This window comes from Halorubrum tropicale (assembly GCF_001280455.1).
GTDB lineage: Archaea > Halobacteriota > Halobacteria > Halobacteriales > Haloferacaceae > Halorubrum > Halorubrum tropicale.
Genome location: NZ_LIST01000006.1, coordinates 68961 through 94687, shown reverse-complemented (window position 1 = coordinate 94687; position 25727 = coordinate 68961). Strand labels below are relative to the sequence as shown.

General features: G+C 72.6%; 30 protein-coding genes, 1 tRNA gene and 1 pseudogene. 14 read left to right on the top strand and 18 right to left on the bottom strand.

What is annotated here, in order from left to right; translation table 11 throughout:
- Positions 1-91 precede the first annotated feature (91 nt).
- From AMR74_RS13900 to AMR74_RS13890, 3 genes are all read right to left on the bottom strand, one after another.
- The gene (locus AMR74_RS13900; protein WP_053772656.1) at positions 92-793 is read right to left on the bottom strand and encodes a helix-turn-helix domain-containing protein; all 702 of its coding nucleotides are present in this window, start codon (positions 791-793) and stop codon (positions 92-94) included.
- A 108-nt stretch (positions 794-901) separates the two neighbouring features.
- On the bottom strand, positions 902-2500 hold the full coding sequence (locus tag AMR74_RS13895) for an AMP-binding protein (protein ID WP_082356884.1): 1599 nt from the start codon (positions 2498-2500) through the stop codon (positions 902-904).
- 1 nt (position 2501) lies between these two features.
- A complete protein-coding gene (locus tag AMR74_RS13890) occupies positions 2502-3308 on the bottom strand; it encodes an alpha/beta fold hydrolase (protein WP_053772655.1) in 807 nt (268 codons plus the stop codon).
- A gap of 159 nt (positions 3309-3467) precedes the next feature.
- On the opposite strand from AMR74_RS13890, the pseudogene AMR74_RS19620 reads away from it, so the two are divergent.
- The 3 genes and pseudogenes from AMR74_RS19620 to AMR74_RS13880 all read left to right on the top strand — a co-directional run.
- A pseudogene (locus AMR74_RS19620) lies at positions 3468-3581 on the top strand (phosphoribosylamine-glycine ligase); the annotation flags it as partial.
- 135 nt (positions 3582-3716) lie between these two features.
- Positions 3717-4271: a helix-turn-helix domain-containing protein gene (locus AMR74_RS13885; protein WP_053772654.1), complete on the top strand. Its 555-nt coding sequence runs from the start codon at positions 3717-3719 to the stop codon at positions 4269-4271.
- A gap of 64 nt (positions 4272-4335) precedes the next feature.
- Positions 4336-5538, top strand: a complete 1203-nt coding sequence (locus AMR74_RS13880; protein WP_053772653.1) for an HD domain-containing protein — start codon at positions 4336-4338, stop codon at positions 5536-5538.
- A gap of 52 nt (positions 5539-5590) precedes the next feature.
- On the opposite strand, the gene AMR74_RS13875 is transcribed toward AMR74_RS13880, so the two are convergent.
- Positions 5591-5995, bottom strand: a complete 405-nt coding sequence (locus AMR74_RS13875; protein WP_053772652.1) for a universal stress protein — start codon at positions 5993-5995, stop codon at positions 5591-5593.
- 131 nt (positions 5996-6126) lie between these two features.
- Between AMR74_RS13875 and AMR74_RS13870 the strand changes: the two genes are divergently transcribed.
- From AMR74_RS13870 to AMR74_RS13855, 4 genes are all read left to right on the top strand, one after another.
- Entirely contained in the window at positions 6127-7389 is a 1263-nt protein-coding gene (locus AMR74_RS13870; protein WP_053772651.1) for an HD domain-containing protein, read from the top strand.
- 175 nt (positions 7390-7564) lie between these two features.
- A complete protein-coding gene (locus AMR74_RS13865) occupies positions 7565-8629 on the top strand; it encodes an amidohydrolase family protein (RefSeq protein WP_053772650.1) in 1065 nt (354 codons plus the stop codon).
- Positions 8630-8745: 116 nt separating this feature from the next.
- Entirely contained in the window at positions 8746-9201 is a 456-nt protein-coding gene (locus tag AMR74_RS13860; protein WP_053772649.1) for a hypothetical protein, read from the top strand.
- A 90-nt stretch (positions 9202-9291) separates the two neighbouring features.
- Complete coding sequence (locus AMR74_RS13855) at positions 9292-9933, top strand: thymidine kinase (RefSeq protein ID WP_053772648.1); 642 nt, start codon at positions 9292-9294, stop codon at positions 9931-9933.
- A gap of 42 nt (positions 9934-9975) precedes the next feature.
- On the opposite strand, the gene AMR74_RS13850 is transcribed toward AMR74_RS13855, so the two are convergent.
- From AMR74_RS13850 to AMR74_RS13835, 4 genes are all read right to left on the bottom strand, one after another.
- Positions 9976-11157, bottom strand: coding sequence for a PAS domain-containing response regulator (locus AMR74_RS13850; RefSeq protein WP_053772647.1), 1182 nt, complete (start codon positions 11155-11157; stop codon positions 9976-9978).
- Positions 11158-11228: 71 nt separating this feature from the next.
- Positions 11229-11510, bottom strand: a complete 282-nt coding sequence (locus AMR74_RS13845; protein WP_053772646.1) for a hypothetical protein — start codon at positions 11508-11510, stop codon at positions 11229-11231.
- Between the two features lie 68 nt (positions 11511-11578).
- Positions 11579-12214 carry a transcriptional regulator FilR1 domain-containing protein gene (locus AMR74_RS13840; protein WP_053772645.1) on the bottom strand — a complete coding sequence of 212 codons (636 nt, stop codon included), beginning with the start codon at positions 12212-12214 and terminating at the stop codon, positions 11579-11581.
- Positions 12211-12912 (bottom strand): class I SAM-dependent methyltransferase, encoded by a 702-nt coding sequence (locus tag AMR74_RS13835; protein WP_053772644.1) that lies wholly within the window; start codon positions 12910-12912, stop codon positions 12211-12213. The genes AMR74_RS13840 and AMR74_RS13835 overlap by 4 nt, the downstream gene beginning before the upstream one ends.
- Before the next feature lie 60 nt (positions 12913-12972).
- Between AMR74_RS13835 and AMR74_RS13830 the strand changes: the two genes are divergently transcribed.
- Together AMR74_RS13830 and AMR74_RS13825 are read left to right on the top strand one after the other, a co-directional pair.
- Positions 12973-13485 carry a CinA family protein gene (locus AMR74_RS13830; RefSeq protein ID WP_053772643.1) on the top strand — a complete coding sequence of 171 codons (513 nt, stop codon included), beginning with the start codon at positions 12973-12975 and terminating at the stop codon, positions 13483-13485.
- 72 nt (positions 13486-13557) lie between these two features.
- The gene (locus AMR74_RS13825; RefSeq protein WP_053772642.1) at positions 13558-13977 is read left to right on the top strand and encodes a universal stress protein; all 420 of its coding nucleotides are present in this window, start codon (positions 13558-13560) and stop codon (positions 13975-13977) included.
- Between the two features lie 40 nt (positions 13978-14017).
- Here the strand turns inward: AMR74_RS13825 and AMR74_RS13820 are convergent, their stop codons facing one another.
- The 4 genes from AMR74_RS13820 to AMR74_RS13805 all read right to left on the bottom strand — a co-directional run bounded on the left by AMR74_RS13820 (position 14018) and on the right by AMR74_RS13805 (position 15793).
- Positions 14018-14221, bottom strand: coding sequence for a hypothetical protein (locus tag AMR74_RS13820; RefSeq protein ID WP_053772641.1), 204 nt, complete (start codon positions 14219-14221; stop codon positions 14018-14020).
- A gap of 60 nt (positions 14222-14281) precedes the next feature.
- Positions 14282-14355, bottom strand: a tRNA-Thr gene (locus AMR74_RS13815).
- 61 nt (positions 14356-14416) lie between these two features.
- Positions 14417-15004 carry a GNAT family N-acetyltransferase gene (locus tag AMR74_RS13810; protein ID WP_053772640.1) on the bottom strand — a complete coding sequence of 196 codons (588 nt, stop codon included), beginning with the start codon at positions 15002-15004 and terminating at the stop codon, positions 14417-14419.
- Positions 15005-15070: 66 nt separating this feature from the next.
- Complete coding sequence (locus AMR74_RS13805; RefSeq protein WP_053772639.1) at positions 15071-15793, bottom strand: CBS domain-containing protein; 723 nt, start codon at positions 15791-15793, stop codon at positions 15071-15073.
- A gap of 200 nt (positions 15794-15993) precedes the next feature.
- Between AMR74_RS13805 and udk the strand changes: the two genes are divergently transcribed.
- Positions 15994-16692: a uridine kinase gene (udk, locus tag AMR74_RS13800; protein ID WP_053772638.1), complete on the top strand. Its 699-nt coding sequence runs from the start codon at positions 15994-15996 to the stop codon at positions 16690-16692.
- A gap of 359 nt (positions 16693-17051) precedes the next feature.
- On the opposite strand, the gene AMR74_RS13795 is transcribed toward udk, so the two are convergent.
- Complete coding sequence (locus AMR74_RS13795) at positions 17052-18434, bottom strand: DEAD/DEAH box helicase family protein (RefSeq protein ID WP_053772637.1); 1383 nt, start codon at positions 18432-18434, stop codon at positions 17052-17054.
- A 49-nt stretch (positions 18435-18483) separates the two neighbouring features.
- Here AMR74_RS13795 and AMR74_RS13790 point away from each other — a divergent pair, with 49 nt between their 5' ends.
- The gene (locus AMR74_RS13790) at positions 18484-19437 is read left to right on the top strand and encodes an alpha/beta hydrolase (RefSeq protein WP_053772636.1); all 954 of its coding nucleotides are present in this window, start codon (positions 18484-18486) and stop codon (positions 19435-19437) included.
- 51 nt (positions 19438-19488) lie between these two features.
- Here the strand turns inward: AMR74_RS13790 and AMR74_RS13785 are convergent, their stop codons facing one another.
- Positions 19489-19938 (bottom strand): universal stress protein, encoded by a 450-nt coding sequence (locus AMR74_RS13785; protein ID WP_053772635.1) that lies wholly within the window; start codon positions 19936-19938, stop codon positions 19489-19491.
- A 131-nt stretch (positions 19939-20069) separates the two neighbouring features.
- Between AMR74_RS13785 and AMR74_RS13780 the strand changes: the two genes are divergently transcribed.
- Positions 20070-21695, top strand: a complete 1626-nt coding sequence (locus AMR74_RS13780; protein ID WP_053772634.1) for an amidohydrolase — start codon at positions 20070-20072, stop codon at positions 21693-21695.
- Positions 21696-21792: 97 nt separating this feature from the next.
- Positions 21793-22044, top strand: coding sequence for a hypothetical protein (locus tag AMR74_RS13775; protein WP_053772633.1), 252 nt, complete (start codon positions 21793-21795; stop codon positions 22042-22044).
- 12 nt (positions 22045-22056) lie between these two features.
- Here the strand turns inward: AMR74_RS13775 and speB are convergent, their stop codons facing one another.
- The gene (gene speB / locus AMR74_RS13770) at positions 22057-22899 is read right to left on the bottom strand and encodes an agmatinase (protein WP_053772632.1); all 843 of its coding nucleotides are present in this window, start codon (positions 22897-22899) and stop codon (positions 22057-22059) included.
- Between the two features lie 5 nt (positions 22900-22904).
- On the bottom strand, positions 22905-23282 hold the full coding sequence (locus AMR74_RS13765) for a translation initiation factor IF-5A (RefSeq protein WP_017344606.1): 378 nt from the start codon (positions 23280-23282) through the stop codon (positions 22905-22907).
- A gap of 158 nt (positions 23283-23440) precedes the next feature.
- Here AMR74_RS13765 and AMR74_RS13760 point away from each other — a divergent pair, with 158 nt between their 5' ends.
- Positions 23441-24166, top strand: coding sequence for a hypothetical protein (locus AMR74_RS13760; protein WP_240471176.1), 726 nt, complete (start codon positions 23441-23443; stop codon positions 24164-24166).
- A 27-nt stretch (positions 24167-24193) separates the two neighbouring features.
- Here AMR74_RS13760 and AMR74_RS13755 read toward each other — a convergent pair whose 3' ends face one another.
- Positions 24194-24478 carry a hypothetical protein gene (locus tag AMR74_RS13755; protein WP_053772631.1) on the bottom strand — a complete coding sequence of 95 codons (285 nt, stop codon included), beginning with the start codon at positions 24476-24478 and terminating at the stop codon, positions 24194-24196.
- Positions 24478-25632, bottom strand: coding sequence for an aminotransferase class I/II-fold pyridoxal phosphate-dependent enzyme (locus tag AMR74_RS13750; RefSeq protein WP_053772630.1), 1155 nt, complete (start codon positions 25630-25632; stop codon positions 24478-24480). The genes AMR74_RS13755 and AMR74_RS13750 overlap by 1 nt, the downstream gene beginning before the upstream one ends.
- Positions 25633-25727 lie beyond the last annotated feature (95 nt).

Here is a 25727-nt window from a genome sequence, read left to right as displayed (position 1 = left end):
CGCCGGGAAACCGGACTGAAACAGAGGTTTTTGAACGGAGACCGGACGGTCGCCCCCGCCGACCGCTCGCCTCGACGGGTCGCTACGGTCGCTACTCCAGTCGGTCGAGCGCGGCGACGACGCTGCGGAGCAGCTTCTTCTCGCCGCGGCGCATGTTCTTCGAGACGGCCGCGGTCGAGACGTCGAACTCGTCGGCGAGCGTCGACAGCGTCGCCTCGCGGGGCGACTCGAAGTAGCCGGCGTCGGCGGCCGACTCGATGGTCTCGCGCTCGACGTCGGTCAGGTCCCGACACGCCTCCAGCATCGTCGAGGCCGCGTTCGCGTTCCGCATCGTGTCGAACAGCGCCTCCATCGAGAGATCCGTGCGGTCCTCCACGACGAACTCGTTGCCCTTCTCCAAGTCGTGGAGCGCCGCCTCGGTCGTCGCCTCGTCGTCGAAGCCGACCTGCCACTGCTCGGAGCCGTCCTCGATGAGGAACGGGCCGGTGATGTAGCCGCCGTGGTCCGTTATCGTCGACATCGCGTTCGTCTCCTCGATGACGGTCCGGATGATCGCGGTTCCGTCCTCCTTCGAGAACAGGCGGTACTCGGCCATGTTCTCGTGGTCGCGGAGCGCCGAGAGCCCCTCGCCGAGCTCGTAGCGGTCCGGCGACTCGACGAGCAGCCGCGTCTCCAACTGCTCCGCCGCCGTGTCCAACTGCCAGTGCATGGCCGAGAAGGAGACGTCGTGGTCGGCGGAGGTGTCGATGAACGGGCAGTCGAACTGCTCCATATCCATCGTGACGTCCAGCATGCCCCGTCCTTATTCCCCGCGTATATAATGGTTGTTCCTGTGAGTTGCGCGGCGATCGGAGGTGTCTCCGTCCGATAGCTGCGCGCCGACCCGATCTCTCTGCCTCGCCTACTCGCCGAACCGCTCTTTCAGCGCCGCGCGGTCGATCTTCGACGGCCCCGATGTCGGCATCTCGTCGACGAAGGCCAGCTCCTTCGGCACCGCGTACCGGGCGACGCGCGAGGCGAGGTGCGACTCCACGTCGCCGAGCGTGAGCGACTCGTCGCCGACGAGAATCGCCTTCCCGACCGTCCCCCACCGCTCGCTCGGGACGCCGATCACGACCGCCTCCTCGATCCCCGGGTGGTCGGTGAGCGCGTCCTCAACGCGGGGCGGATAGACGTTCTCGCCGCCGGAGACGAACATGTTCTTCTTGCGCCCCTCGATGTGGTAGTAGCCGTCCTCGTCGACGCGCGCGAGGTCGCCGGTCGACACCCAGTCGCCGAACGTCTCGGCCGTCTCCGCGGGCTCGTTCCAGTAGCGGTCGGCCGCGGCCGGACCGGCCAGTTCGAGTTCCCCGACCGTCCCGTCGGGGACGGGTCCGTCCTCGTCGACGACGCGCGCGTCGACCGCGAGCGCCGGCACGCCCACGCTGGCGGTCTTCTCCTGCGGGAACCCGTCTGGCATCGCGAAGTTGTTCGGCCCGCACTCGGTGAGCCCGTACCCCTGCGATATCTCGACGCCGCGGTCGCGCCACGCCGCGATGACGCTCTCCCGACAGGGGCCGCCGCCGCTCTTCACGAAGCGGAGCGAGGAGAGGTCGGTGTCCCCGAACTCGTCGTGGCGGGCCATCATCCGCAACACGGCCGGCACCGCGACCAGCGTCGTCGCCGACTCGCGCTCCACGTCCCGCAGCACGCGCCCGGGGTCGACCTCCGGACTCAGCAGGATCCGCCCGCCCATCTGGAAGAAGGGGACCGTGAGCACGTTCCAGCCGCCGGTGTGGAACATCGGGAACACCATCGGCGTAACGTCGTCCTCGCGGAGCCCCCACGCCGTGATCGTGTTGAACGCGTTCCAGCGCATCGCGCCGTGGCTGATCACCGTCTCCTTCGGCGTCCCGGTCGATCCGCCGGTGTGTAAGAAGAGGTGGGGATCCGCGAGTGAGACGTCGGCTGTCTCGACGGGAGAGCCGTCGACGGGCAGGTCCCGCGTGTACGACCGCCACGCGTCGTCGCCGTCGGTCGGAATCGACCTGACGGCCGGCTCGACGTCGGCGCGCTCCAAGGCGTCGATGACGTCGCCCTCGAACGGCGTCTCCACGAGGAGCAGTTCCGGGTCGACCGTCCCCAACACCGCCGAGAGGTCGCGCTCCGCGAGCCGGTGCGAGAGCGGCGCGAGGACGGCGCCGGTCTTGCCGGTCGCGAAGAACAGGTCGACCAGCTCGACGCGGTTCCGCGAGACGACGGCGACGCGGTCGCCCGCCTCGACGCCGACCCCGCGGAGGAACCGCGCGGTGCGGTTGGCGCGCTCGTCCAGCTCGGCGTACGTGTACTCGGCGTTCGCGGCCGTGTCGGTGACGGCGACGCGGTCCGGCGAGAGCCGCGCGCGCCGCGCCGACAGCGAGCCGACCCACTCGTACGCCCGGTCGCCGTGCGGGTGCGGTCGCGGGTCGGCGCCGGTCCCCTCCGCGCGGTCCTCGCCCCGCGGGTCGTCTCCGGTCGCCATCTCAGGCGACCTCACCGAGGAACGACCGGACTCGCTCGTTGACGCGCTCGCGCTCCTCGACGAAGAAGAGGTGCGGCCCGCCCTCGAACCGCTCGACCTCGGCGTGCGGGAGCAGCTCCGCCAGGAGGTCGGCGTTCTCGACCGGGAGGACCCGGTCCGCGGTCCCGTGGAGGACGAGCGTCGGCACGGACAGGTCGCCGAGCCGGTCGCTCGCGTCGAACGCCGCCACCGCGGCCGCCTGCGCCTCCCGGCCCGTCGGCGTCGCGTCGCCCGCGAGCCGCCAGTCGACGATCCGGTCGACGAGCTCGGGCTCGCGATCGTAGAATCCGTCCGAGACGGCCGGCTCCATCAGGTAGCGAATCCGCTCGCGGGGGTCGGCGTCCTCGGCCACCGAGAAGATGTGCTCTTGGACCGCCGGCGGCGTCGGCGTCGCCTCGTCGCCGCCGGGCGACGTGCACAGCAGCGTCAGCGACGCGACCCGGTCGTCGGCGAGCGCCAGCTCCTGCGCGATCATCCCGCCCATCGACGCGCCGCAGACGTGGGCCGCGTCGACGCCGCGGTCGTCGAGGACCGCGGCCGCGTCGGCCGCCATCTCGGCGACCGTGTACGGTCCCTCGGGCACGTCGGAGTCCCCGGTGCCGCGGTTGTCCGGACGGAGCACCTCGTAGTCGTCCGCCAACGCCTCGGCGAGCCACCGCCACATCCACCGGCCGTACCCGAGGCCTTCCAACAGCAGCACGGTCGGTCCGTCTGGGTCCCCGTCGACGGCGTAGTCGATCGCCACGCCGTCCCGTGTCACGCTTGGCATAGCAGGAACCACCACGCGGTCCCTCATCAATCCGGGCGTTAACGTTTCAACCACCCCCGCCGAAGCGGGCGGTTCCCGCCGGCTCGCCGCCGCCTCGGGACTCCCGAACGCTCGCGGGCACACACTCAATTCGGTCGGGGACGACCGCCCCGCACGGGTACCGCCAACTTCCTCTTCGTCTCGGCCGACGCGGCGCTCATAACCGACCTGCCCCGGCAGGTTCACCCCGAGGGCCACGGCGTGAAGTACTACGTCGAAACCGAGAGCGACCGCCTCCAGGCGTGGGGGTACCTCGGGTCGTGAGCCTCGAACGGCGCCGGACTCGCTGGCGCCGATCGCCGGTCCGACGGCCCGGCGGCGGCCCTCGCCCTCCACGACTTTTTAACGGTCCGGACCACTACACCGGGTATGCCGAAGTATTCGACGGGCGGCGGCGGCGGCGGCGACGACGGCGACGCGTGCGAGCTCTGCGGCCGCGAGACCGCGGACCTCCGGAAGGCGACTGTCGCCGGCGCGAAGCTGCTCGTGTGTTCGAACTGCCGCCCCCACGACGACGCCGGGAACGCGCCCAGCGGCGGGTCGCGCGGCGGGAGCGCCGGCGGCAGCCCCGGGGGCGCCGGCGGCGGCTCCGGCTCGGGCGCGACCGAGAGCCGGAAGAAGGAGCTCGCCCGCAAGCAGGCGAAGATGTACGACTCCGCCGCCGGCGACTCGAAGCGCTGGGAGGAGGAGGGGACGAGCTACGAGTCCGACCGCCTCCCGTACCTCGTCTCCGGCTACGGCGACGTGGTCACCGAGGCGCGGCAGGACGCCGGGCTGACCGTCGAGGAGGTCGCCGCCGAGCTGGAGGTCGACGAGGACGACCTGCTCGCGGTCGAGGACGGGCGCGCCGCGACCGCCAACGTGGGCGGGTCGGTCGTGCGGGCGCTCGAAGAGCGGTTCGGGATCGACGTCGTCGACGAGTGACCCGCGCCGTCTCCCCCGGCGCCGGGTCGAGCTCGCGGACCGCGCGGGACGCGAGGCGACGGGCATGAAGGCCATCAAGGACAGCGTTCACGGCCACGTCAGGCTCGGCGACCTCGCGACCGACCTCGTGGACACGCCGGCGTTCCAGCGGCTGCGACACATCAAACAGCTGTCCACGGTCCGGCTCGTCTACCCCTCCGCGAACCACACGCGGTTCGAGCACAGCCTCGGCGTCTACCACCTCGCGCGCCGCGCGGTCGAGGGGTTCGACCTCGACGCCGACACCGCGGCGCACGTCCGCGCGGCGGCGCTGCTCCACGACGTGGGGCACGGGCCGTACGGCCACCAGACCGAGGGCATCATTCGGCGCGCGACCGGCCGCGACCACGACGACGTCGCGTGGCTGCTCACCGACGCGGACCGCGAGGTCTGCCGGGTCCTCGAACGGAACGGGCTCGACCCCGAGCGCGTCGCCGCGCTGATCGACGGCGAGGGCGCGCTCGGCCCCCTCGTTTCCGGGGAGCTCGACGTGGACCGGATGGACTACCTCGTGCGCGACGCCCACCACACAGGGGTCCCGTACGGCACCGTCGACACCGGGCGGCTCGTCACCGAGCTCCGGCTGATCGGCGGCGACGGCCCCGGCGAGTCCGCCGACCTCGTCTTGGCCGAGGGGAACGTTGCCACCGCCGAGAGCCTGCTCGTCGCGCGGTCGCTGATGAACGCCGTCGTCTACCGCCACCACGTCTCCCGGGTCGCCGGCGCGATGCTGGAGCGCGCCTGCGAGCGGTACCTCGACCGCACGGGTACCGAGTTGGGGGCGTTCCGCCGGATGGCGGACCACGACCTCCTCGTCGAGCTCCGCGACCGGGTGCCGGCGCTCGGCGAGCGCATCGAGCGCCGCGACCTCTACAAGCGCGCTGTCTGGGCGGGGATCGACGAGGTGCCCGCGGGGACGGTCGACGCCGGCCGCGCCGAGGAGCGGGCGGCCGAGCGCGAGATCGCCGACGCCGTCGGGATCGACCGCGACGCGGTGATAGTCGACATCCCCTCCCGGCCGGCCCTCAAGGAGTCCGGCTCCGCCGTCGTCGTCGACGGCGTCCCGCAGCGGCTGGAGGACGCCTCCGAACTCGTCGCCGGGCTCCGCGCCGCCGAGCGCCGCCGCTGGACGCTCGGCGTCTACTGCCCGGCCGAGCGCGTTGAGCCGGTCGCCGACGCGGCGCGGGACGTGCTCGGGCTCCGGGCCGCTGGACGGCCCTCCGCCTGACCGCCGGGCGTGCCACGGCCGGAACGCCCTCCCGACGGCGCCCGCCGCGGCCTCACTCCCCGTCCGGGCCCGGGACCGCCAACACCGGCCGGTCCGCGTTCAACACCAGCGCCTGCGTCGTGCTGCCGAAGACGGCCTTCCCGGCCGGGCTCCGCTTCCGGCCCGACACGCAGACGAGGTCGGCGTCGACGTCGTCCGCGGCCGCGAGGAGCTCCTCGCTCGGGTCGCCGCTGGCCTCGTAGTGGACGCAGTTGACGCCGGCGGCTTCGAGGGTCTCTCGGGCGCGTCGCACGGTCCCGAGCTGGTGGACCGAGGCGCCCTCCGGGTTGTCCTGGAAGACGTGACAGAGGTGTGCGGTCACATCGTCGGGGGCGCCCGGAAGCCCGACGATGGCCTCGGCCTGTGCGCGCGTCCGCTGCTCGTCGTCGAGTCCGACCGCGACTAACACGTCGTACATACGCGACGGTTCACGCGGTCGGGTAATAAATCGCGCCACGGATTCGCGGCCACCGAAACCGGGTCCGGCGAGGGCGCGACGGCGTCGCGGAGACTCACAGCCTTTTATCGGAGGCCGTCGAAGGCGAACGCATGATCACGGTCAAGGACACCGTCCACGACCACATCGAGATCGACGGTGTCGCCGCGGACCTCGTCGACACGCCCGCAGTCCAGCGGCTCCGGCACGTCAAACAGCTCGGGACGGTCCAGCTCGTCTACCCCTCCGCGAACCACACGCGGTTCGAGCACAGCCTCGGCGTCTACCACCTCGCGAGCCGCGCGCTCGACCACCTCGGGATCGAGGGGACCCGCGCCGACCGCATCGAGGCGGCGGCGATGCTCCACGACGTGGGGCACGGGCCGTTCAGCCACAACCTCGAATCGCTCACGCACCGCCGGACCGGGAAGTACCACGACGACGTCGACGAGCTGCTCGCGACCGGCGCGGTCGGCGACGTGCTGCGCGACCACGATCTCGACCCGGACCGGATCGCCGGGATCGTCGCCGGCGAGGGGCCGTACGCCGGGCTCGTCTCCGGGGAGCTCGACGTGGACCGGATGGACTACCTCGTGCGCGACGCCTACCACACCGGCGTCCCCTACGGCACCATCGACACCGAGCGGTTCGTCCGCGAGCTGACGTTCGTCGAGCGCGACGAGATCGCCGACGAGGGCGGGGCCGACCGCGACGGGCCGGAGCTCGTCTTAGACGAGGGGAACGTCCAGACCGCCGAGAGCCTGCTTTTGGCCCGGGCGCTGATGAACCCGGTCGTCTACACCCACCACGTCGCGCGCATCTCGAAGGCGATGCTGCGCCGCGCCGCGAGCGAGCTCCTCGACGCGACCGCGACGACGGCCGCCGAGCTCCGTCGGATGGACGACCACGACTTCCTCGCGGCGATCCGCGACTGCCGCGCGACCGCCGAGCTGTCGCGTCGGTACGACGAGCGCGACCTCTACAAGCTGGCGGTGTGGGCCGAGTACGACGACGTCCCCGACCGCGTCCACGAGGCGGACCACGCCGCGGAGACCGCCCTCGAACGCGAGATCGCCGCGGAGGCGGGCGTCGCCCGCGACCACGTGATCCTCGACGTGCCCCCGGAGCCGACGATGCGCGAGTCCACCGCGCGCGTCACCGTCAACGGGGAGATCCGACGCCTCGAACGCCAGTCGCCGCTCGTCTCCGCGCTCCGGACCGCGCAGCGCAACCAGTGGCGCCTCGGCGTGTACGCCCCCGAGCCGGCGACCGACCGCGTCGGTCGCGCGGCCGCTGATGTCCTCGCCCTCGACCCCGACGGGCTCGTGACCGAGGTGCGCGGCGCGATGCCGACGACGCTCGACGAGTTCGAGTGAGGGGTATCCGCCCGCCGGGCGACGTGTCGCCGTGACCGACGCGCACCGGGAAAACCGCCGGCCCCGGAACGAGTGGATCGACCCGTTTCAGGCGCTGCTGAACGCCGAGACCGACACCGACCCGCCCCTGAACCCGCACCCGTGACGTTTTATGCCCGGGCTGGCGACCCCCGGTATGCACTTGGAGGGAACGGCGCTGGTCGGGCCCCACTTCGAGCCGGTAGAGGGCCGAGTGGTCGTCGCCGACGGCGAGATCGTCCGGGTCGAGGAGGCGTCGGTCGAGAGCGACGCGGTGATCCTCCCGGCGTTCGTCAACGCCCACACCCACATCGGCGACTCGATCGCCAAGGAGGCGGGCGAGGGGCTCTCGCTCGACGAACTGGTCGCGCCGCCGGACGGGCTGAAACACCGGCTCCTCCGCGCGGCCGACCGCGGGGAGAAGGTCGCCGCGATGGCGCGCACCCTCCGGTACATGGAGTCGACCGGCACCGGCACGTTCCTGGAGTTCCGTGAAGGGGGCGTCGAGGGCGTGCGCGCCCTGCGGGACGCGCTCGCCGGCGAGGGGGTCTCGTTCGGCGGCCGCGCGATCGACGCCGTCGTCTTCGGCCGCGACGACCCCGACGTGCTCTCGGTCGCCGACGGGTACGGCGCCTCGGGCGCCCGCGACGCCGACTTCGACGCGGTCCGGGCGGCGGCGCGCGACGCCGGCAAGCCCTTCGGGATCCACGCCGGCGAGCGCGACGCCGCAGACGTCAACCCCGCGATGGACCTCGACCCCGACTTCCTCGTCCACATGGTCCACGCCGAGCCGATCCACCTCGAACGCCTCGCCGACCGCGGGACCCCGGTCGTCGTCTGCCCGCGCTCGAACCTCGTGACGAACGTCGGCGTGCCGCCGATCCGCGAGCTGGCGGAGCGCACCACCGTCGCGCTCGGCACCGACAACGTGATGACCGACTCGCCGTCGATGTTCCGCGAGATGGAGTTCGCGGCGAAGCTCGCCGACCTCCCCGCCCGCGAAGTGCTGCGGATGGCGACGGTCAACGGCGCCGAGATAGCCGGGCTGAACCGCGGCGTGGTCGAGCCCGGCGCCGACGCCGACCTCCTCGTTCTCGACGGCGACTCGGACAACCTCGCCGGCGCGCGCGACCTCGCCCGCGCCGTCGTCAGGCGCGCGGGACAGGCCGACGTCTCGCGGGTCGTGATCGGCGGCGAGACGGTCGTCCCGCGCGGGGACTGAGTCGCCCGCCCGAACGCCGTCCGCCCGCCGCTTTCCCCGCCTCCTTCCACCGCCGCTTTCCCCCGCCGCCTTCCCTCGCCGACGGAGTGAAACCGTTCCCGCCCGTGATCCATCCTATGACGACGCTCTCGCTGCTCGCCGGCCTCGCGCTCGGGCCGGTAGTCGGACTCGCCGCGACGCTCGCGATGGACCCGGTGATGGCGCGGCTGCCCGAGGGGACGACGGCGCCGAAGGTCGCCGCGGGCGTGCTCACCGACACGCCCGTCGACGACGCGCCCGAGCGCTTGGCGACGTGGGTCCACTACGTCGCCGGGGCCGGTTCGGGGCTGCTGTTCGTCGGCCTCGTCTCGGCGATTCAGGCGGCGCTCGGCCTCGGAGTCGGCGTCGCGCTCGCGGTCGCCGGCGTCGCGCAGTTCGCCCTCATGGTCGGCTTCTTCGCGCTCGTCCCGCTCCCCCGCGCCCCGGGGCTCCCGCGCCAGCGGCTCGGCCCGATCCGGCGCGACTGGGCCGCTTCCGCGGCGGCGTACGTCCTCGTCGCCGCCGTCGCCGTCGGCGTCGCGACCGCGGTCTGACGCCGCGTCGACGGCGGGCCAGCTCCGGCTCCGCGAGTAAAGCGCGCCCGGAGAGAAACGGTTTTGTCGCTGGCTCCGGCCCGATCCGGTATGCACGCCATCACTCGATCCGGCTGGATCGAGGTCATCTCCGGGTCGATGTTCTCGGGCAAGACCGAGGAGCTGCTCCGCCGGCTCCGGCGCTCCGAGATCGCCGGGCAGTCGGTCGCCGTCTACACGCCCGCGGTCGACGACCGCTACGGCGAGGCGACGATCGGCAGCCACACGGGCCGCCAGTGGGAGGCGACGGTCGTCGACAACGAGGGCGACGGCCCCCTCGACATCCTCGACGACGACCCGGCCGAGGTCGTCGCGATCGACGAGGCGAACTTCTTCTCGGACGCGCTCGTCGAGGTCTGTAACGCGCTCGCGGACCGCGGCAGCCGCGTGATCGTCTCCGGCACCGACCAGACGTTCCGCGGCGAGCCGTTCGACCCGGTTCCGCAGCTCATGGCGACCGCCGAGTACGTCGACAAGCTCCAGGCCATCTGCTCGGTCTGCGGCGAGCCCGCCTCCCGGAACCAGCGGCTCATCGAGGGCGAGCCCGCCCACGCCGACGACCCGACGATCCTCGTCGGCGCGGAGGAGTCCTACGAGGCGCGGTGTCGCGACTGCCACGTGCTGCTGACCGGCGACCGGCCCGAGGAGGAGCGGCCGTTCGAGAGCGCCGAGGCCGACTCCACGAACGACTGAGCCCGGCCCGGACGCTGGCGTCGACCGACGCCGCCCGCCGTCTCACTCCGGCCGTTTCGCCCGCCGGTAGGCCCAGAGGTGGCCGTCGCCGCCCGGCAGGTCGATCGGTCGGTACGTCCGGATCAGCGCCGTCCCGTCGGCGAGCGCCAGCCGCTCGTCGTTCACCGGGACCCCGGCGTCGACGACGCGCTCGATCCGCGCGACGAACTCCCCCGGGTCGGCGAACTCCCCGCTCAGGTCGGCGGCGAGCTCCCGGCAGTCGAGCCCGGTGGCGTCCTCCGGGTCGCCGTCGAGGCCGAACAGGTCGAAGAGCCGCTGATTCACGCGTATCACCCGCCTGTCGGCGTCCTCGACGAGCATCCCCACGGGGAGCGCGTCGAGGGCGGTCGACAGCACGGCGTTCGTCCGTTCGATCTCGCGTTTGCGCGCCGTCTCCTCGGTCACGTCCTCGAACTGGGAGAACACGCCTATCACCGCCCCGTCGGCGTCGGTCACCACCTGGTTGTGCCACGCGCAGCGGATCCGCTGGCCGTCGCCGCGAACGTTCTCGTTGACGCTCTGGTACCCGCCCTTGTCCGAGAGGAGGTCGCGTTCGAGCGCGGCGACGTGTCGGCGCTCGGACGCGGGGACGAACGGGAGCCACGTCCCGCCGAGGAGCTCCGACTCGTCGTAGCCGAGGATCTCCTCCGCGGCGGGGTTCGCCCGGACGATCCGGAAGTCGGCGTCGTACTCGATCGTCCCCAGCGGCGACTGGTCGATGAACCGCGAGAGCCGCTCTTCGCTCTCGGCGAGCGCGACCCGCGACCGGTGCTGGTCGACCGCGTTGCGGACCCGGTTGGCCAGCACCTCGTACTGGTCGTTCCCGCCGCGCTTCTGGATGTAGTCCGTCGCGCCGGCCGAGATGGCCTCGCTCGCTATCTCCTCGCTCCCCTTCCCGGTGAACAGCACGAAGGGGATCTCGATCCCGCGGTCTCGGACCCGCTGGAGGAGCTCCAGGCCGTCGGCCTGCGGCATGTCGTAGTCGGAGACGACGCAGTCGATCGCCTCGTGGTCGAGCGTCGCTAAGGCGTCGTCCACGTCGGTCTCGGAGGTCACCGCGAACGCCTCGTCGATCCGTTCGAGGTAGGTCGCGGTCAGGTCGAGGTAGGCCGGGTCGTCGTCGACGTGGAGCACGCGGAGGCTCGACGCGTCCGCCGACCGGGCGTCCGAAGCTGGCCTCGACATGACAACTCATACCGCGACCGGTCAAATATACGTTCGGGTAGCCCGACCCGCGCCGCCGGCGGGCTACCGGCTCACGCTTCGTCCGCGTCGCTGCCGTTCGCGTCACCGCCCGTCACGTCGTCGCCACCGTCCGCACCGTCGTCCTCCGCGGTCGCGAGGCGGAACAGCCCCACGAGCGCGCCGGCCGCCACCAGCGTTCCCTCGACCTTCGCGGCCGCGTACACCCACTCGCGCGGCTCCGCCTCGCCGGCGTTCCGGTAGAGCGCGCGCGTCCACAGCGCGACGGCGCGCCGCGGGGCGACGGCTTCGAGCAGTCCGCCGATTCCGGCCACCAACAGCAGTAGCGCTTTCATGCCGGTGCTTCGACGCCGGTCCTGAAAAGCGGACCGGGGGACCGACCCGTCCGGTGTGATCCGACCGCTCAGTCGTCGGTCACCCGTTCGGCCGCGTCGAGGTAGCGACGGCAGGTCGCGGCCGCCCACTCGCGGACCGCGGGGTCGTCCGTCCACAGTAGCGCGGCGACCCCCGCGTCGTCGACCAGTCCGACGACGGCGCGGTCGTCGCCGAGCGCCACCGCGACCGGCGAGTCGCCGTCGTGTCGGTACGCGTCGACGCCGCGGTCGGCGAGCGCGCGCCGGACTACCGGCCCCGTCGCTCCGGCGAGTCGGTCGGCCGCGGCGCCGGTGAACACGACGCGGGCCTCTCGCGGCGCGACCGCGTCGGGTTCGGTGTCGGTCGCGCCGTCGCCCCCGTCGTCTCCCGCCGCCAGCGCCGCGTTCAGCCGACGGGCGAGGTCGGCCTCGAACCGCGGGACGACGGCGACGACGCTCTCGGACTCGCCGACGAGGGCGGCCAGTCGCCCGGCGGGGGTCCCGATGTCGCCGCTGACCGCGCCCTCGCCGGCCGGTCCGCTCTCGGTCGCCTCGTCGTCCGCAGATGCGCGTCCGCGTTCGAGGGTGTCGACTCGCTCGTCGAGGCGCTCGGGGTCGACGTCGACGGCGCGCGCCACGAGCGACCGGAGGGCGGCCGCGGGCGACGCGGGGTCGCCGTCGCTCACGGGCCCTTCTCGCCCGCGGCCGCGGAGTCGCCCGCGGCGTCGTCTGCGCCCGCCGAGTCGCGCTCGTCCCCCGGCCATCGGGCTGGCGCGTCGGGTCGCGGCGGATACGACTGCCGGCCGCCGGTCGACTTCCGCGCCAAGAGCCGCGCCGTCGCGCGGCGGCGGTCGCCGGGGCGCTCCGTCGTCGTCTCGTCGTAGTAGCGCACGCTCAGCCCGAGTCCGGCGCGGAGCAGTTCGTTCGCCGCGAAGCGGTAGCGGTCGTCGCTCGGCCCCGACGGCGACGGCTCCGCCGAGCGGAGGTGGCCCTCGACGAAGAGGTACCCGCCGGGCGAGAGCGACGCGACGAGGTCGGCGAAGCGGTCGAGGGTGTGGAAGTAGCTCATCGTGACGAGGTCGTACGCCTCCGCCGGGAGTTCGTGCGTCGTCGCGTCCGCCGCTATCGTCTCGATCCGGTCGGCGACGCCGCGTTCGGCGGCGCGCTCGCGGACGATCCGGAGCCCCGCCGCCGAGGCGTCGAGCGCGTCGACGTCGTAGCCGCGGTCCGCGAGGAACACCGCGTTCCGGCCGGTGCCGGCGGCGACGTCGAGCGCGCGACCGCCGGGCAGCGACGGCTCGTATGCGCGAAGCACGGGAGACGGCTCCGGCGCCCGGGGGTACTCCCCCGACGCGAAGCGCTCGTCCCAGTCGGTGTCGGTCACGGTCGCCGTTCGACGCGCCGGGGCGTAAACCTCAGGGGCGCCTCGCTCGGAGTGGCCCGTATGGACGACGCGACGGACCCCGCCGAGCGCCTGAACGCGCTCCTCGCCGACCGCGACGAGACGCTCGCGACCGCGGAGTCGCTCACGGGCGGCCTCGTCGGCTCGCGAGTGACGGACGCCCCGGGCGCGAGCGCCTACTTCGACCGCGGCTTCGTGACGTACACCTACGACGCCAAGCGCGAGCTGCTCGGCGTCTCACGCGAGTCGCTCGACGCGCACGGCGCCGTGAGCGAGCCGGTGGTCCGCGAGATGGCGGCGGGCGCCCGCGACCGGGCGGACGCGGACTGGGCGGTCGCGACGACCGGCATCGCCGGACCGACGGGCGGGACCGACGAGAAACCGGTCGGGCTCGTTTACTTCGGCGTCGCGCACGCCGCGCCGTGGGGCACCGGGGAGTCGTTCGTGCGAACCGAGCGGGCCGTCCTCGACGGCGACCGCGACGTGGTGAAGCGGGGCGCCGCAGAGCGGGCGCTCGACGCCCTCGTCCGGGTCATCGAGGACGTCGACGGGTGAGGATGCGACCGGTCGGCCCGCCCGACCCGTATCACCACTTGGGTTTATCAGGAGACGGCGCGTACCGCCGGCATGATCGAGCGCGTACTCGTGGCGATGGACGGCTCAGACCTCTCCGAGCGCGCGCTCCGGTACGCGCTCGACGGACACCCCGACGCCGAGATAACCGTGCTGACAGTGGTCGGCGGCGCGTCGCCGATGATGGGACAGGCCGCGGGGATCGCGCTGTCGGACGACGGCGAAGACGGGGTCCGCGAGGCCGCCGCGCCGGTGTTCGAACGGGCGCGGGAGATCGCGGCCGAGTACGACGCGACCGTCGAGACGGCCGTGGAGACGGGCCGCCCCGCGCGTCAGATAATCGACCGGGCCGAGGAGTTCGACGTGGTCGTCTTGGGCACCCACAGCGGGTCGCTGGCCGACCGCCTGTTCGTCGGCAACGTGGCGAAGACGGTGTTCCAGCGGTCGCCGGTGCCGGTCACGGTCGTGCGGTGAGTCAGCGGACTTCGGTCGCGATCCGTGCGCCCGCCCGCGGTCAGTCGATGTACGCGTTCCCGACGACCGCGACGACCAGCGCGGCGATCACGATCCACGTGAGGGGCTCGACCGCGAGAAGTCGGATCGGGCGCGCGGCCGACTCCCCGAAGCCGAAGAGGACGCCGCCCGCGAACGCGATCGCGACCACGAGCGCGCCGACGATCCCGGCCACGCCGAGCAGCGCGCGATCCGACGAGTCCATACCCGACGTGTGCGTCGGGGCTACTTAAGAAATGCCCGCGGATGGTCGTGACGGGGTCGAAGCCAGGGCAGGGATTTGAACCCCGGAAGTCTCGATTACAAGTCGAGTGCATGAACCACCCATGCTCCCCTGGCGCGTGCGGTCGTACTCGGTCCTCCTATGAGTGCGTGTCGCTTTCCGCGAACCCGCCCGGGGTCAGCCGCTTTCGTCGGTCGGATCCGCGCCCTCACCGTCATGCGACTCGGCCTCGGAGTCGGGCAACTCGGCCTCGGCGTCGCCCAGCGACTTCGTCAGTTCGACCCGGTGGAGGTCGTAGCCCCGCGCCGCGTAGAACGCCCGGGCGCGGTCGTTGTCGGCGAGCGCCTCCAGTGCCACGTGTTCGGCGCCCGCCTCGGCGAGTTCGCGCTCCGCCGCGTCGAGCAGCGCCGCGCCGATCCCCTCCCCGCGGCGCTCCGGGACCACGTAGAGGTTGCTGACGGTCCCGCGGACGGCGTCGCGCTCGTAGTCGCCGCGTTCGAGCGAGAAGCCGACGAAGCCGACCGGATCGGATGTTCCGTCTCCTCCCCCCTCCGTCTCCGCCCCGGGAGGCGGAGCGCGAGCGACGAACAGCTCGCCCGTGACGACCGACTGTGCGACCCACTCGCGGACGGTCGCGCGGTTCGCCTCGGCGCGGAGCGTGGCGCCGTGCTCCCGCTGGCCGGCCGCGAGCGAGACCCACATGTCGGTGACGGCGTCGACGTCGTCGGCGGTCGCCGGCTCGACCCGCGCGTCCGACTCGCCCATGCGCACGCCTTCGGCTCGCGGCGTGTTGAGGCTGCCGGCCGGCGGATCGCTCGCCTCGGTGCGGGCTCAGATCTCGCGGCAGTTCGGGCAGACGGCCTGCCCGTTCGCGGTGACGAGGTCGGGGACGAGCGCGCCGCAGTTCTCGCAGACGCCCTGGGTCGATCCCCCGTCCGCGCCGCCGGTCGCGTCGGCGCCGCCGTCGGTGTCGGCGGTCTCGTCTCGCGTCGCGACCGCCGCACGCTCCGCCGCCTCGGAGTCCATCGTCGCCTCGGCGCGCCGCTCCGCGTCGGTGTCCGCGGCGGCCGCGGTCGACAGCACCGCTCCGTCGGGCCCGGGCTCGCCCGCCGCGGGCTCCTCGCCGAAGGCCTCGGTGCCGGTGCCCGTCCGCGGCGCGCCCGCGGCGAGCGCGTCGCCGTCCGTGACGACGCCGACGGCCTCCCCGTCCGCCACCGCGACGACGCGGTCCGCCCCCTCCGCGACGAGGCGCTCCTCGACCGCCGCCAGCGAGTCGTCGGGCGCCACCGCCGGCAGCGGCGGGCCCATCACGTCGGCGACGGTGAGGTCGGCAGGGGCCGGACCGTCGTCCGATCCGGCGGTCGTCGCGTCCAGCAGCGCGTCGAGCGCGTCGCGGGACTCCAGGCGTCCGACCGGCTCGCCGCCGCGCACGACGACCAGACAGTTCGTCTCCTCGTCGACCAGCAGCGCGGCCGCGTCCGAGAGCGAGTCCGACTCGCTGACGCCGAGGAACTCGCGGTGCATCACGTCACGAACCGTGGTGTCTGTTCGCATACGACTCGGATCCGCTCCGACCGGCTAAAAGGTGCCCCCGGTAGCGTTTTATCCGCGCCGATCGTATAATTGCGATCGGTTCCCACACCGGGCGCCGGACGTGCGACGCGCGGCGGTCCCCGGTGCGTGCGCAGCGGTGACGGGGACCGCACGCGGCGAGGAAAGGGAGCGTTCAAACCCTCCGGCGTTCGAACGGCGATATGGCCATTCCCTCGTTCGTGATCGGGATCGCGGGCGGGACGGGCGCCGGGAAGACGACGGTCTCCCGGCTCGTCACCCGCGACCTCGGCGACAGCGTCACCCGGATCCCGCTGGACAACTACTACGAGGACCTCTCGCACCTCGAGTTCGAGGAGCGTCAGGAGGTCAACTACGACCACCCCTCGGCGTTCGAGTGGGAGCTGCTCAGAGAGCACTTGGAGGCGCTCTTGGAGGGCCAGTCCGTCGAGATGCCCCAGTACGACTTCGAGGTCCACAACCGCAAAGACGAGCGCGTCACCGTCGAGCCGACCGACGTAATCGTCTTGGAGGGAATCTTAGCGCTGTACGACGAGGAGATAAACGACATGATGGACCTCCGGCTGTTCGTCGAGACCGACGCCGACGTGCGGATTCTCCGTCGGATTCGGCGAGACGTGATCGAGCGCGGCCGCGACCTGGAGGGCGTCATCGACCAGTACCTCTCGACGGTGAAGCCGATGCACGAGCAGTTCATCGAGCCCTCGAAGAAGCACGCCGACGTGATCATTCCGGAGGGCGCCAACAGCGTCGCCGTGAATCTCTTAGAGGAGAAGCTCCGCGCCGAGGTCGAGGGCGACGCTGTCCGGAGCTGGGAGCGCGGCAGCCTCGAACAGGAGCTCGGCGAGAAGCGCTCGCTGGACGTCGACGGCGACGATTAATCGCGGGCGGTTCTCTCAGGTTACGGACCCGACGGCGCAGTCGTGGTGACCACCTCCAAAGCCCCAGTCGCGAGGGCGGCGCACGCTCGCTGCGGTCCTCAGTCGGTCGCTCCGCTCCCTCCTTGCGGTCCTTACGTCGCCTGCGCCGCCCTCGCGACTGCCCTTTGAGTCCCCCCGAACCGCACCTCACGCCTCCCCAGCCTCGCGGCTCCCTTCGCTTCGCTCCGGTCGCCGCGTCCCTCGCGCGTGCTCCTCGCGCCCTATCGGGCGCTCGTCGGCACGCGCCGCCGCATCGTCTTTCATAAAAATTGTACCAGCCGTTCACAGGAATTTAAATATCCCCTCCCGACCGTTCCGGCTTATCGCCGCCGGCTCGCCACCCGCTCCTCGGCGGTCTCGGCGCTGACGAGCTCGTACAGCGTCGCCCGCCCGCCGTCCTCCTTCGGGCGAAGCACGCGGCCGAGCCGCTGGGTGAACTCGCGCTCGCTGCCCGAGCCGGAGAGCAGGACCGCCACGTTCGCGTCGGGCACGTCGACTCCCTCGTCGAGGACGTTGGCGGCGACGACCCGGCTGTAGGTGCCGTCGCGGAAGCGCTCTAAGATCTCGCGGCGCTCCTTGGCGCCCGTCTCGGCGGTGATCGCGGGCAGGAGGAAGCGCTCGGAGAGGCGGTAAACGAGGTCGGTGTGGGCCGTGAACACGATGACGCGGTCGTCGCGGTGGCGCTCCAATATCTCGGCGAGCCGCTCGACCTTGCGGTCGGCGTTCATCATGATCTCGCGGGCGTCCTGCTTCGCGAGCAGGGCCTCGCGGGCCGCGGGGTCGTTGCCCGAGCGCTTGACGAGCTCCTGGTAGTCGCTGCCGCTCGAGAACGTGATGCCGGCGTCGCGCACGTACTCGACGAAGGTGCCCTGCCTCTCGTCGTATCGCTCGCGCTCTTCCGCCGTCAGCTCAACCTCGATCCGCCGGATGTCGTAGGGCGCGAGGTGGTCGCCCGCCAGGTTGTCCACGTCAAGCGCGTAGACGCGCTCGCCGACCAGGTCGGCGACGACCTCGTGAGCCCCGTCCGGGCGCTCGAAGGTGGCGGTGAGGCCGAGCCGCGCGGGCGCGGCGAGGAGGCGGGCGGCGTCGCGGTACCCCTCGCCGCCCAAGTGGTGGACCTCGTCGAAGACGACGAACTCGAAGGCGTCGCCGACGCCGTCGGCCTTCAGGTACGCCGAGTCGTACGTCGACACCGTGATCGCCTCCCGGCGCTGCTCGCCGCCGCCGAACCGACCGATCGGGGCGTCGAACTCCCGTTCGAGTTCGCGCTGCCACTGGTCGAGGAGGTCGACGGTGGGGACGACCACGAGCGTCGGGACGCCCAGGTCGACCATCGCGCGGACCGCGATCACGGTCTTTCCCGCCCCGGTCGGGAGTTCGATCACGCCGCGGTCGTCCGCCTCGCGCCACGCGTCCAACGCCTCGCGCTGGTACTCGCGGAGGTCGTAGTCCGTCGCGAGCGCGTCCGGCAGCTCCGCCTCGCTCGCCGCGCGGTCGCTCGCGTCGAGGACGCGGTCGTCGACCGAGACGCCGGCCACCCGGAGCGCCCGCCGGAGTTCGGCGTAGCGGTGCGCGGGCGCCCGCCCCGTCCCGGTCCGGGGGTCGGTCTCGACCCCCGGGAGCGGCGGGAGCGCGTCGGGCGCGAGGTCGGCGTCCGCGTCGATCCGGACCGTGCCGTCCTCGTAGGTCAGCCGGACGTCCATCGCCCGGAGTTGCCGACCGACTTACAAAGGCCCACCGCCTCGCCCCGGTATGCGCGCGGACGAACTCGACCCGGACCTCGCCGCGGCGATCGACGAGATCGAGTCGCTGGGCCTGCCCGCGTGGAGCGACCTCTCCGTCGCGGCCGCCCGCGACCTCGAGGACGACCTGTTCTCCGGACCGCCCGAGCCGCCGGTGGCCGAGGTCCGCGACCTGGCGTTCGACGGCCCGCACGGCGAGGTGCCGGTGCGGGCGTACCGGCCGGGGACCGCGCTCGACGCGGCCGACGGCGAGCCGGGCCGCGCCCTCGTCCACTTCCACGGGGGCGGGTGGACGCTCGGGACGCTCGACTCGGTCGACGGGATCTGCCGCGAGCTCGCCGTCCGCGCCGGCGCCGTCGTCGTCTCCGTCGACTACCGCCTCGCCCCGGAACATCCCTTCCCGGTCGCGGTCGACGAGGCGGCCGCGGCGGTCGGGTGGGTCGCGGAGGCCGCCGACGCGCTCGGCGTCGACCCCGCTCGGCTCGGCGTCTCTGGCACCAGCGCGGGCGGCGCGCTCGCGGTCGCCGCGTCGCTTCGCGCTCGGGAGTTCGACGAGCCGCCGACCCCCACCGGCCAGTTCCTGCTCTATCCGATCGCCGGCCACGACTTCGAGACGGACTCCTACCGGGAGAACGCCGACGGCCCCCTCCTCACCCGCGCGGACATGCGGTGGTTCTACGAGCAGTACCTCCGGAGCCCGGTCGACGCCGCGAACCCCTACGCGGTGCCGCTCCGGGCGGCCCACCTCGGCGACCTGCCCCCCGCGACGGTCGTCACCGCCGGGTTCGACCCCCTGCGCGACGACGGCGCCGCGCTCGCGGAGCGGTTCGGGCGCGAGGGGACCGCGGTCGAGCACCGTCACTACCCGGCGATGGCGCACGGGTTCTGTAGCCTCGCCGACCGCGTGCCGACCGCGGAGGCGGCGCTGTCCGCGGTCGCCGAGGACGTGCGAGAACGGTTGTGAGGCGGCCGCGGGGCCTGGGTTCCGCTCCCGAGCCCCGGGCGCCGACTCCGGTCAGGCGTCCACGGTCGTCTTCACGATGCTCACGGGCGCGGTCGACTGCCGGGAGACGCGCTCGGTGACGGAGCCGAGCATCCGTCGGTAGCCGCCGGAGCGCGTCTTCGACCCCATCACCGTGAGGTCCACGTCCGCCTCGTCGACGTACCGGAGGATCTCCTCGTGGGGGACGCCGTACCGCAGCGCGGTGACGGTCTCGACGTCGGCCTCGTTCGCGCGGGACGCGACCGCGTCGAGCGCCTCGCGGCCGCTCTCTTCGAGTGTCTCCTCGGCGCCCTCGGCGCCGTCGACGAACTCGTCGCCGGAGTAGGCGTTCACCACGTCGCTGTCGACCACGTAGAGGACGTGAAGCGTCGCGTCGTAGCGGTCGGCGGCGTCTATCGCGTGGTCGGTCGCGCGGTCGACGCCGACGCTGCCGTCGGTCGGGAGGAGCACGTTGTCGTACATACGCGACGGTTCGACGGGCGAGCGAATAAATCGGTCGCCCGTTCCCGGCGGCCGGTTCAGTCGGCGGCCGCCGGCGCCGCCGTCCGACCGGTTCCCGAACGGTTAACACGCTGTGCGCCCGCCGAAGTCCCATGACAGAGGCCGCGGACCGGATCTTCGTGAACGGAGAGGTACACACGCTCGCGGACCCGGACGACGGCGGCGACGAGGTCGCGGAGGCCGTCGCCGTGCGCGACGGTGCGGTCGTCAGGACCGGGCGGACCCACGACGTGGAGCTGCTCGCGGGCGTCGACACCGACGTGGTCGACCTCGGCGGGCGCGTGCTCCTCCCCGGGTTCGTCGACGCGCACACCCACCTGACGACCGTGGGGCGGTACCTCGTCCACGCGGACCTCTCCGCGGCCGACTCCCCCGGAGCGGCCGTCGACCTGCTCGCGGAGCGCGCGGCGGAAGTGGAACGGGAGGAGAGCGGCGGCGAGGCGGCCGGCGGGGGCGACGAGGCGAGCGACGGCCGCGGGACCGGCGAGTGGGTGTTGGGCTACGGCTACGACGAGTCGACCTGGGACGAGTCGCGCTACCTGACCCGCGCGGACCTCGACCGCGTCTCGGCCGAGCGTCCGGTCGCGGCGTTCCGCGAGGACATGCACGTCGCGGCGGTCAACGGCGTCGCGCTCGACCGCTTCGCGGAGGTGCTCGCCGACGCGCCCGACGGGACGGTGCCGACCGAGGACGGCGAGCCGACCGGAGTCCTCCTCGAGGCCGCCATCGATCCGATCTACCGTGCGGTCGAGCCGGACCGCGAGGAGACGCGCGCCGTCGTCGAGGCCGCGCTCGACCAGTGCGCCGAGCGCGGGATCACCGGCTTCCACGACATGGTCCGCGACTCGCACGCCCCGCGGGTCTACCGCGACCTCGACGCGGCCGGCGAACTCACCGCCCGCGTCCGGATCAACTACTGGAGCGACCACCTCGACGCGGTGCGGGAGGTCGGCCTCGCCACGAACGCGGGGAGCGAGTTCGTCGAGACCGGCGCGATCAAGTCCTACACGGACGGGAGCCTCGGCGGTCGGACGGCCCGCCTCTCGGCGCCGTACGCGGACGCCCCCGACGAGACCGGGCAGTGGGTCGTCGACCCCGAGGAGCTGGACGAGGCGGTCGCGGCCGCGACCGAGGCGGGCTTCCAGTTCACCGCCCACGCCATCGGCGACGAGGCGGTCGACGCCGTGCTGGACGCCTACGAGGACGCCTCGGAGACTGACGCGGGCGAGGCGCGCCACCGGATCGAACACGTCGAACTGGCCGACGACGACGCGATAGCGCGGCTCGCGGAGACCGGCGTCGTCGCGAGCGTCCAGCCGAACTTCCTGAAGTGGGCGGGCGAGGGTGGCCTCTACGAGGAGCGACTGGGACCCGAGCGCACCGCCGAGACGAACCGCTACCGCGACATGCTCGACGCGGGGGTCGAGCTCGCCTTCGGCTCCGACGGGATGCCGATGGACCCGCTCGTCGGCGTCCACCACGCGGTCACCGCCCCGGCAGAGCCCCAGCGGCTCACGGTCACCGAGGCGCTGCGCGCGTACACGAGCGGCGCCGCCTACGCCGGCTTCGAAGAGGACCGACTCGGGACGATCGAACCCGGGAAGCGGGCCGACCTCGTCGCGCTCGACGACTCGCCGTGGGAGGCGTCCGACGCCATCGACGACATCGACGTCGCCCTGACGGTCGTCGACGGCGAGGTCGTGTTCGACGACCGGTGAGCCGGCGGCAGGGGAGGTCGGCGGCCGTCGAACCGGGAAACCCGCAATCGCTGCCAGAAAACAGTAGTTATTAATCGTGTAGTTCTAACGCGCCACTATGGCAGAGATAGCCATCGAGTACGCCGAGGGGAACCGCCTCCGGTCGGAGGCGGAGACCGCCCGACGGCTCATCGACGCGTACCTCGGCGACCGCCCCGACGTCGACCGCGTCACGCTCGCTCCCTCCGGAGAGTCCGTCTTCTGTGTCAGCGTCGAAGGCGACCGTATCTGGTGTACCGACCCCCGCGAGTGGATCGATGCGATGGAGGCGGTGACGGCCGCGCGGAAACGCCTCTCGGAGGTCTCGTAACGCTCCCGTCCGTCACTCGCCCGACTCGTCCTCGCGGGCCGCCGCGCGCGCGAACACGAAATCCCGCAGCAGTTTGCCCGCGACCGCCGCCGCCTGCCCGTCGTCGCGGTCGTTCACCTCGACGACGTCGAACCCGTCGGCCCGGGGCGCGACGGCGCGCACGATGTCCCGGACCTCGCGCGGTTCGAGTCCGAACGGCTCCATCGTTCCGGTTCCGGGGGCGTACCCCGGGTCGAGCCCGTCGACGTCGACGGAGCAGTAGACCGACTCGTCCGCGAAGGCGTCGCCGTCGAGGGCGTCGAGCCATTTGCGGGCATCCTCGGGCGCGACGACCTCCACGTCGGCGTCGGCCGCGCGGTCCCACTCCGCCTCGGAGCCGGTCCGGGCGCCGACGATCACCGCGCGGTCCACGCCGAGGTCGTCGAGACAGCGGCGCGTGACGCAGGCGTGGTTCCACGGGGTCCCGTCGTACGCCTCGCGGAGGTCGAGGTGCGCGTCGACGACGACGAGGGCGTCGGGTTCCACCGCGTCGACGCCGGCGTATGTGACCGTGTGCTCGCCGCCGAGGAGGAGGGGGACGGCGCCGTCGTAGACGACGCTCCGCAGTTCGGCGGCGAGGTGGTCGAGGTACGCCGGCACGTCGTCCCAGGGACGCACGTCGCCGGCGTCGTGGACGCCCAGCGCGGAGAAGCGGCTGTCCGTGCGGCGGTCGTAGTCGTCGTACGTCTCGGCGAATCGCCGGACCCGGTCCGGTCCGAACCGGGCGCCCGGCTGAAAAGTGGTCGTGGCGTCGAGCGGAGCGCCGACGACCACGTGGGAAGCAGCTTCGCGGTCGGTCGTCGCCCCGGGGAACATGCCGACTACCCGATGATCTTCCGTTGGCCCTCGTAGTCGAGGTACTCGATGTTGTCGTCCGAGGTGAAGTCCTCGCCCTCGGGGATACGCATCGTGAACGTGTCGTAGGTGTCTAAGTCCATCACCTGGACCTCGTCACCGCTGACGTTGACGACCTGTCCCTGCTTGCGCTCGATGATCGGGACCCACACCTTCGCGTCGACCGGCTGCGAGAGCGAGCGCTTCTTGTCGTCGAAGACGCCCTTCCCCTCGACGCGTGCCTTCGCGCTGCCGTGTTTTCCGGGTTTAGCGGTGCTGTAGTGGTTGATCTTACAGGGCGCGTCGTCCATCATCACGTAGCTGCCCTCCTGGAGTTCGCGAACCTGCTTCTGCTCTCGCGGCATGAACGCCATTTCCCGCGGGGCGGGTATAAACGGTTTGGAACCGCGGCGCTGCCGGAATCGGTCCGGCGGCCGAGGCCGTTCCGAGGGCCCGGACCGGACGATCCGGCTGCTCCCGCGGAGGGGAAACACTCAACAGGAGCCGAGTTAGATCGCCGGGCGTGTCCCCGTTCGCTCCCCTCTCGTCGGACGCACCGACCTCGACCGCCGCTATCGGCGACGCCGCGACCCCGAGCGTCGCCTCCGCCGACCCGGCCGCGATCCCCCTGAGCGGCGACGGGCTCGTGCTCGCCGGCGCGGTGATCTCGGCCGGAGTCGCGCTCCTCGCCGGCGTCGTCGCGTACGTCCTCCGCTCGTCCGACGACCGGGTCGACCGCGTCGCCGACGCGCTCGGCGGCGACCTGCCCGCGCCCACCGACGCGCCGCTCCGCGAGGGGGCCGACGCGCCGTCGTCCACCGGCCTTCACGAGGTCGCCGAACACGACGACGGCGACCCGGTGTACGTCCCCGTGGTCCGGGTCCCGCTCGCGACGGCCGACCCCGGGACGGACGGCGTCTACCGCCACGCCGCCCGCGCCGCCGCGGCGCTGCACGACGAGTTCGGCGACGCCCACGTGCGCGGCTACGACGTGGAGTTCGGCCTCGACGACGGGTCGATCGGCGACGTCGGCCGGACGGTGAAACGCGTCGCCGTGACGCCCGGCCTCGCGGAGCGGCTCCGCGACCCGGACTACGATCACCGCGACCTCCGGAGCGACGTCGAGGCCGGCGACGACGGCGACCCCGGCGTCCCTCCGGTCGACTGGGGCGACGCGGTGAACTACGCGAGCGGAAGCGGGTCGGCCGGGGCCGGCGGCGCGGCGGCGGCGTCGGCCGCGGCGACGTAGGGCGCCCCGATCGCGGAAAAAAGCGGTCTACGGGTCGAGCTCGTCGACGTACTCCTCCGGCTCCTCGTCGTCGTCGACGTTCCCGTCCGGCGGGACGAGCTGTCCCGTGTACAGGTAGCTGACGAGGAACATGACGATGAAGCCGACGCCGACCGCGGCCGTCGTCCGCACGACGAACGGGAATTCGACGAAGTAGAGCGCGCGGTCGGCGATCGCGATGGCGACGGCCGCGGTCACCAGGATCTTCTGCTCGTCGGTCGGGTCGCGGACGAGCCCGACCACGTCGTCCTTGAGGTCGCCGAGCAGGCCCATCAGGCGTCACCTCCGCTCGTCGCGGCCGCGTCGGACGCCGCCGCACGCTCCTCGATCACGCGGCTCACGCGGTCGAGCCCGTCTGCTAACTCCTCAGTGGGGAGCCCGAACCCGATCCGGAACCGGCTCGGGAAGCCGAACAGGTTCCCGGGCGCGAGGACGACGCTCGCCTCGTCGACGACCGTCCGGCAGAACGCCTCCGCGTCCTCGAACCCGTCGGGGACCGTAACGAACGCGTTGACGCCGACCGGGTCGAGCCAGTCGAGGCCGTGCTCGTCGACCCAGTCCGCGACCCGATCGCGGTGGTCCGCCGCCAGCTCGCGGTTCTCGGTCAAGATGCGGTCCTCGCGCGCGCCGAGCGCCTGCTTCGCGACGTGTTGGCCGAACAGGCTCGGCGAGATGGTCGTGTAGTCCTTCCACTGCCACGCGCGCTCGACGACGGGCTCCGGGCCGGCGATCCAGCCGAACCGCAGCCCGGCGAGCCCGTACGCTTTCGTCAGGCTCGTGGTCGAGATCCCGTGCGCGCCGTAGCTCGCGACCGGCGGCTGCGGCTCGTCGGCGAGCAGGCGGTACACCTCGTCGCAGAGCAGGTAGGCGTCGCGCTCGACCGCGACGTCGTACACCGCTCGCATCGCCGCCTCGTCGTGGTACTGTCCGGTGGGGTTGTTCGGGTTGTTGACGACGATCACGGCGGTGTCGTCGCGGGCCGCGTCGGCGACCGCGCCGGGGTCCAGCTCCCACTCGGGCGGCTCCAACTCGACGCGGGTCACGTCCCCGAAGGCGTCCGGCACGGCGTGGAGCGCCTGGTACGTGGGCGTGACGACGACGGCGTGGGTGCCGGAGCCGACGCCGGTCTCCCCGCCCTCCCCGTCGACGGCGGTCTCGTCGCCGAGCAGCGAGAGGAACGTCAGGAAGTTCGCCTCCTGGGTGCCGCACGTGAAGAGGACCTCGTCGGCGGACCGGTCGTAGCGGTCGCCGACGGACGCCCGGAACTCGGGGTCGCCGTTCGTCGGGATGACGTAGCCGAGCTTCCCCGGGTCGAGGTCGAACCGACTCGCGTCGAGCGACCGGACGCCGCTCTCGGCCAGCATGATGTCGGCCTCGTGTTCGTGCTCCGCGAACCAGCGTTCGAGGCCGAACGGGTCGATGCGCATGGGCGTCATCGGGGAGGCGCGAGGTTAGGTGCTGTGGTCTCGGGCGCCCGGTACGGGTTCGAGGCGGGCCGCGACCACCACAACGACTTTCCTCG

Coding starts and splice junctions, on each gene's coding strand:
- AMR74_RS13775 (WP_053772633.1), top strand. CDS start 21,793: ATGGCAGAGATAGCCATCGAGTACGCCGAGGGGAACCGCCTCCGGTCG.
- speB (WP_053772632.1), bottom strand. CDS start 22,899: ATGTTCCCCGGGGCGACGACCGACCGCGAAGCTGCTTCCCACGTGGTC.
- AMR74_RS13895 (WP_082356884.1), bottom strand. CDS start 2,500: ATGGCGACCGGAGACGACCCGCGGGGCGAGGACCGCGCGGAGGGGACC.
- AMR74_RS13850 (WP_053772647.1), bottom strand. CDS start 11,157: ATGTCGAGGCCAGCTTCGGACGCCCGGTCGGCGGACGCGTCGAGCCTC.
- udk (WP_053772638.1), top strand. CDS start 15,994: ATGGCCATTCCCTCGTTCGTGATCGGGATCGCGGGCGGGACGGGCGCC.
- AMR74_RS13755 (WP_053772631.1), bottom strand. CDS start 24,478: ATGGGCCTGCTCGGCGACCTCAAGGACGACGTGGTCGGGCTCGTCCGC.
- AMR74_RS13900 (WP_053772656.1), bottom strand. CDS start 793: ATGCTGGACGTCACGATGGATATGGAGCAGTTCGACTGCCCGTTCATC.
- AMR74_RS13810 (WP_053772640.1), bottom strand. CDS start 15,004: ATGGGCGAGTCGGACGCGCGGGTCGAGCCGGCGACCGCCGACGACGTC.
- AMR74_RS13870 (WP_053772651.1), top strand. CDS start 6,127: ATGATCACGGTCAAGGACACCGTCCACGACCACATCGAGATCGACGGT.
- AMR74_RS13865 (WP_053772650.1), top strand. CDS start 7,565: ATGCACTTGGAGGGAACGGCGCTGGTCGGGCCCCACTTCGAGCCGGTA.
- AMR74_RS13880 (WP_053772653.1), top strand. CDS start 4,336: ATGAAGGCCATCAAGGACAGCGTTCACGGCCACGTCAGGCTCGGCGAC.
- AMR74_RS13825 (WP_053772642.1), top strand. CDS start 13,558: ATGATCGAGCGCGTACTCGTGGCGATGGACGGCTCAGACCTCTCCGAG.
- AMR74_RS13820 (WP_053772641.1), bottom strand. CDS start 14,221: ATGGACTCGTCGGATCGCGCGCTGCTCGGCGTGGCCGGGATCGTCGGC.
- AMR74_RS13785 (WP_053772635.1), bottom strand. CDS start 19,938: ATGTACGACAACGTGCTCCTCCCGACCGACGGCAGCGTCGGCGTCGAC.
- AMR74_RS13780 (WP_053772634.1), top strand. CDS start 20,070: ATGACAGAGGCCGCGGACCGGATCTTCGTGAACGGAGAGGTACACACG.
- AMR74_RS13885 (WP_053772654.1), top strand. CDS start 3,717: ATGCCGAAGTATTCGACGGGCGGCGGCGGCGGCGGCGACGACGGCGAC.
- AMR74_RS13805 (WP_053772639.1), bottom strand. CDS start 15,793: ATGCGAACAGACACCACGGTTCGTGACGTGATGCACCGCGAGTTCCTC.
- AMR74_RS13845 (WP_053772646.1), bottom strand. CDS start 11,510: ATGAAAGCGCTACTGCTGTTGGTGGCCGGAATCGGCGGACTGCTCGAA.
- AMR74_RS13750 (WP_053772630.1), bottom strand. CDS start 25,632: ATGCGCATCGACCCGTTCGGCCTCGAACGCTGGTTCGCGGAGCACGAA.
- AMR74_RS13875 (WP_053772652.1), bottom strand. CDS start 5,995: ATGTACGACGTGTTAGTCGCGGTCGGACTCGACGACGAGCAGCGGACG.
- AMR74_RS13890 (WP_053772655.1), bottom strand. CDS start 3,308: ATGCCAAGCGTGACACGGGACGGCGTGGCGATCGACTACGCCGTCGAC.
- AMR74_RS13860 (WP_053772649.1), top strand. CDS start 8,746: ATGACGACGCTCTCGCTGCTCGCCGGCCTCGCGCTCGGGCCGGTAGTC.
- AMR74_RS13765 (WP_017344606.1), bottom strand. CDS start 23,282: ATGCCGCGAGAGCAGAAGCAGGTTCGCGAACTCCAGGAGGGCAGCTAC.
- AMR74_RS13855 (WP_053772648.1), top strand. CDS start 9,292: ATGCACGCCATCACTCGATCCGGCTGGATCGAGGTCATCTCCGGGTCG.
- AMR74_RS13790 (WP_053772636.1), top strand. CDS start 18,484: ATGCGCGCGGACGAACTCGACCCGGACCTCGCCGCGGCGATCGACGAG.
- AMR74_RS13795 (WP_053772637.1), bottom strand. CDS start 18,434: ATGGACGTCCGGCTGACCTACGAGGACGGCACGGTCCGGATCGACGCG.
- AMR74_RS13830 (WP_053772643.1), top strand. CDS start 12,973: ATGGACGACGCGACGGACCCCGCCGAGCGCCTGAACGCGCTCCTCGCC.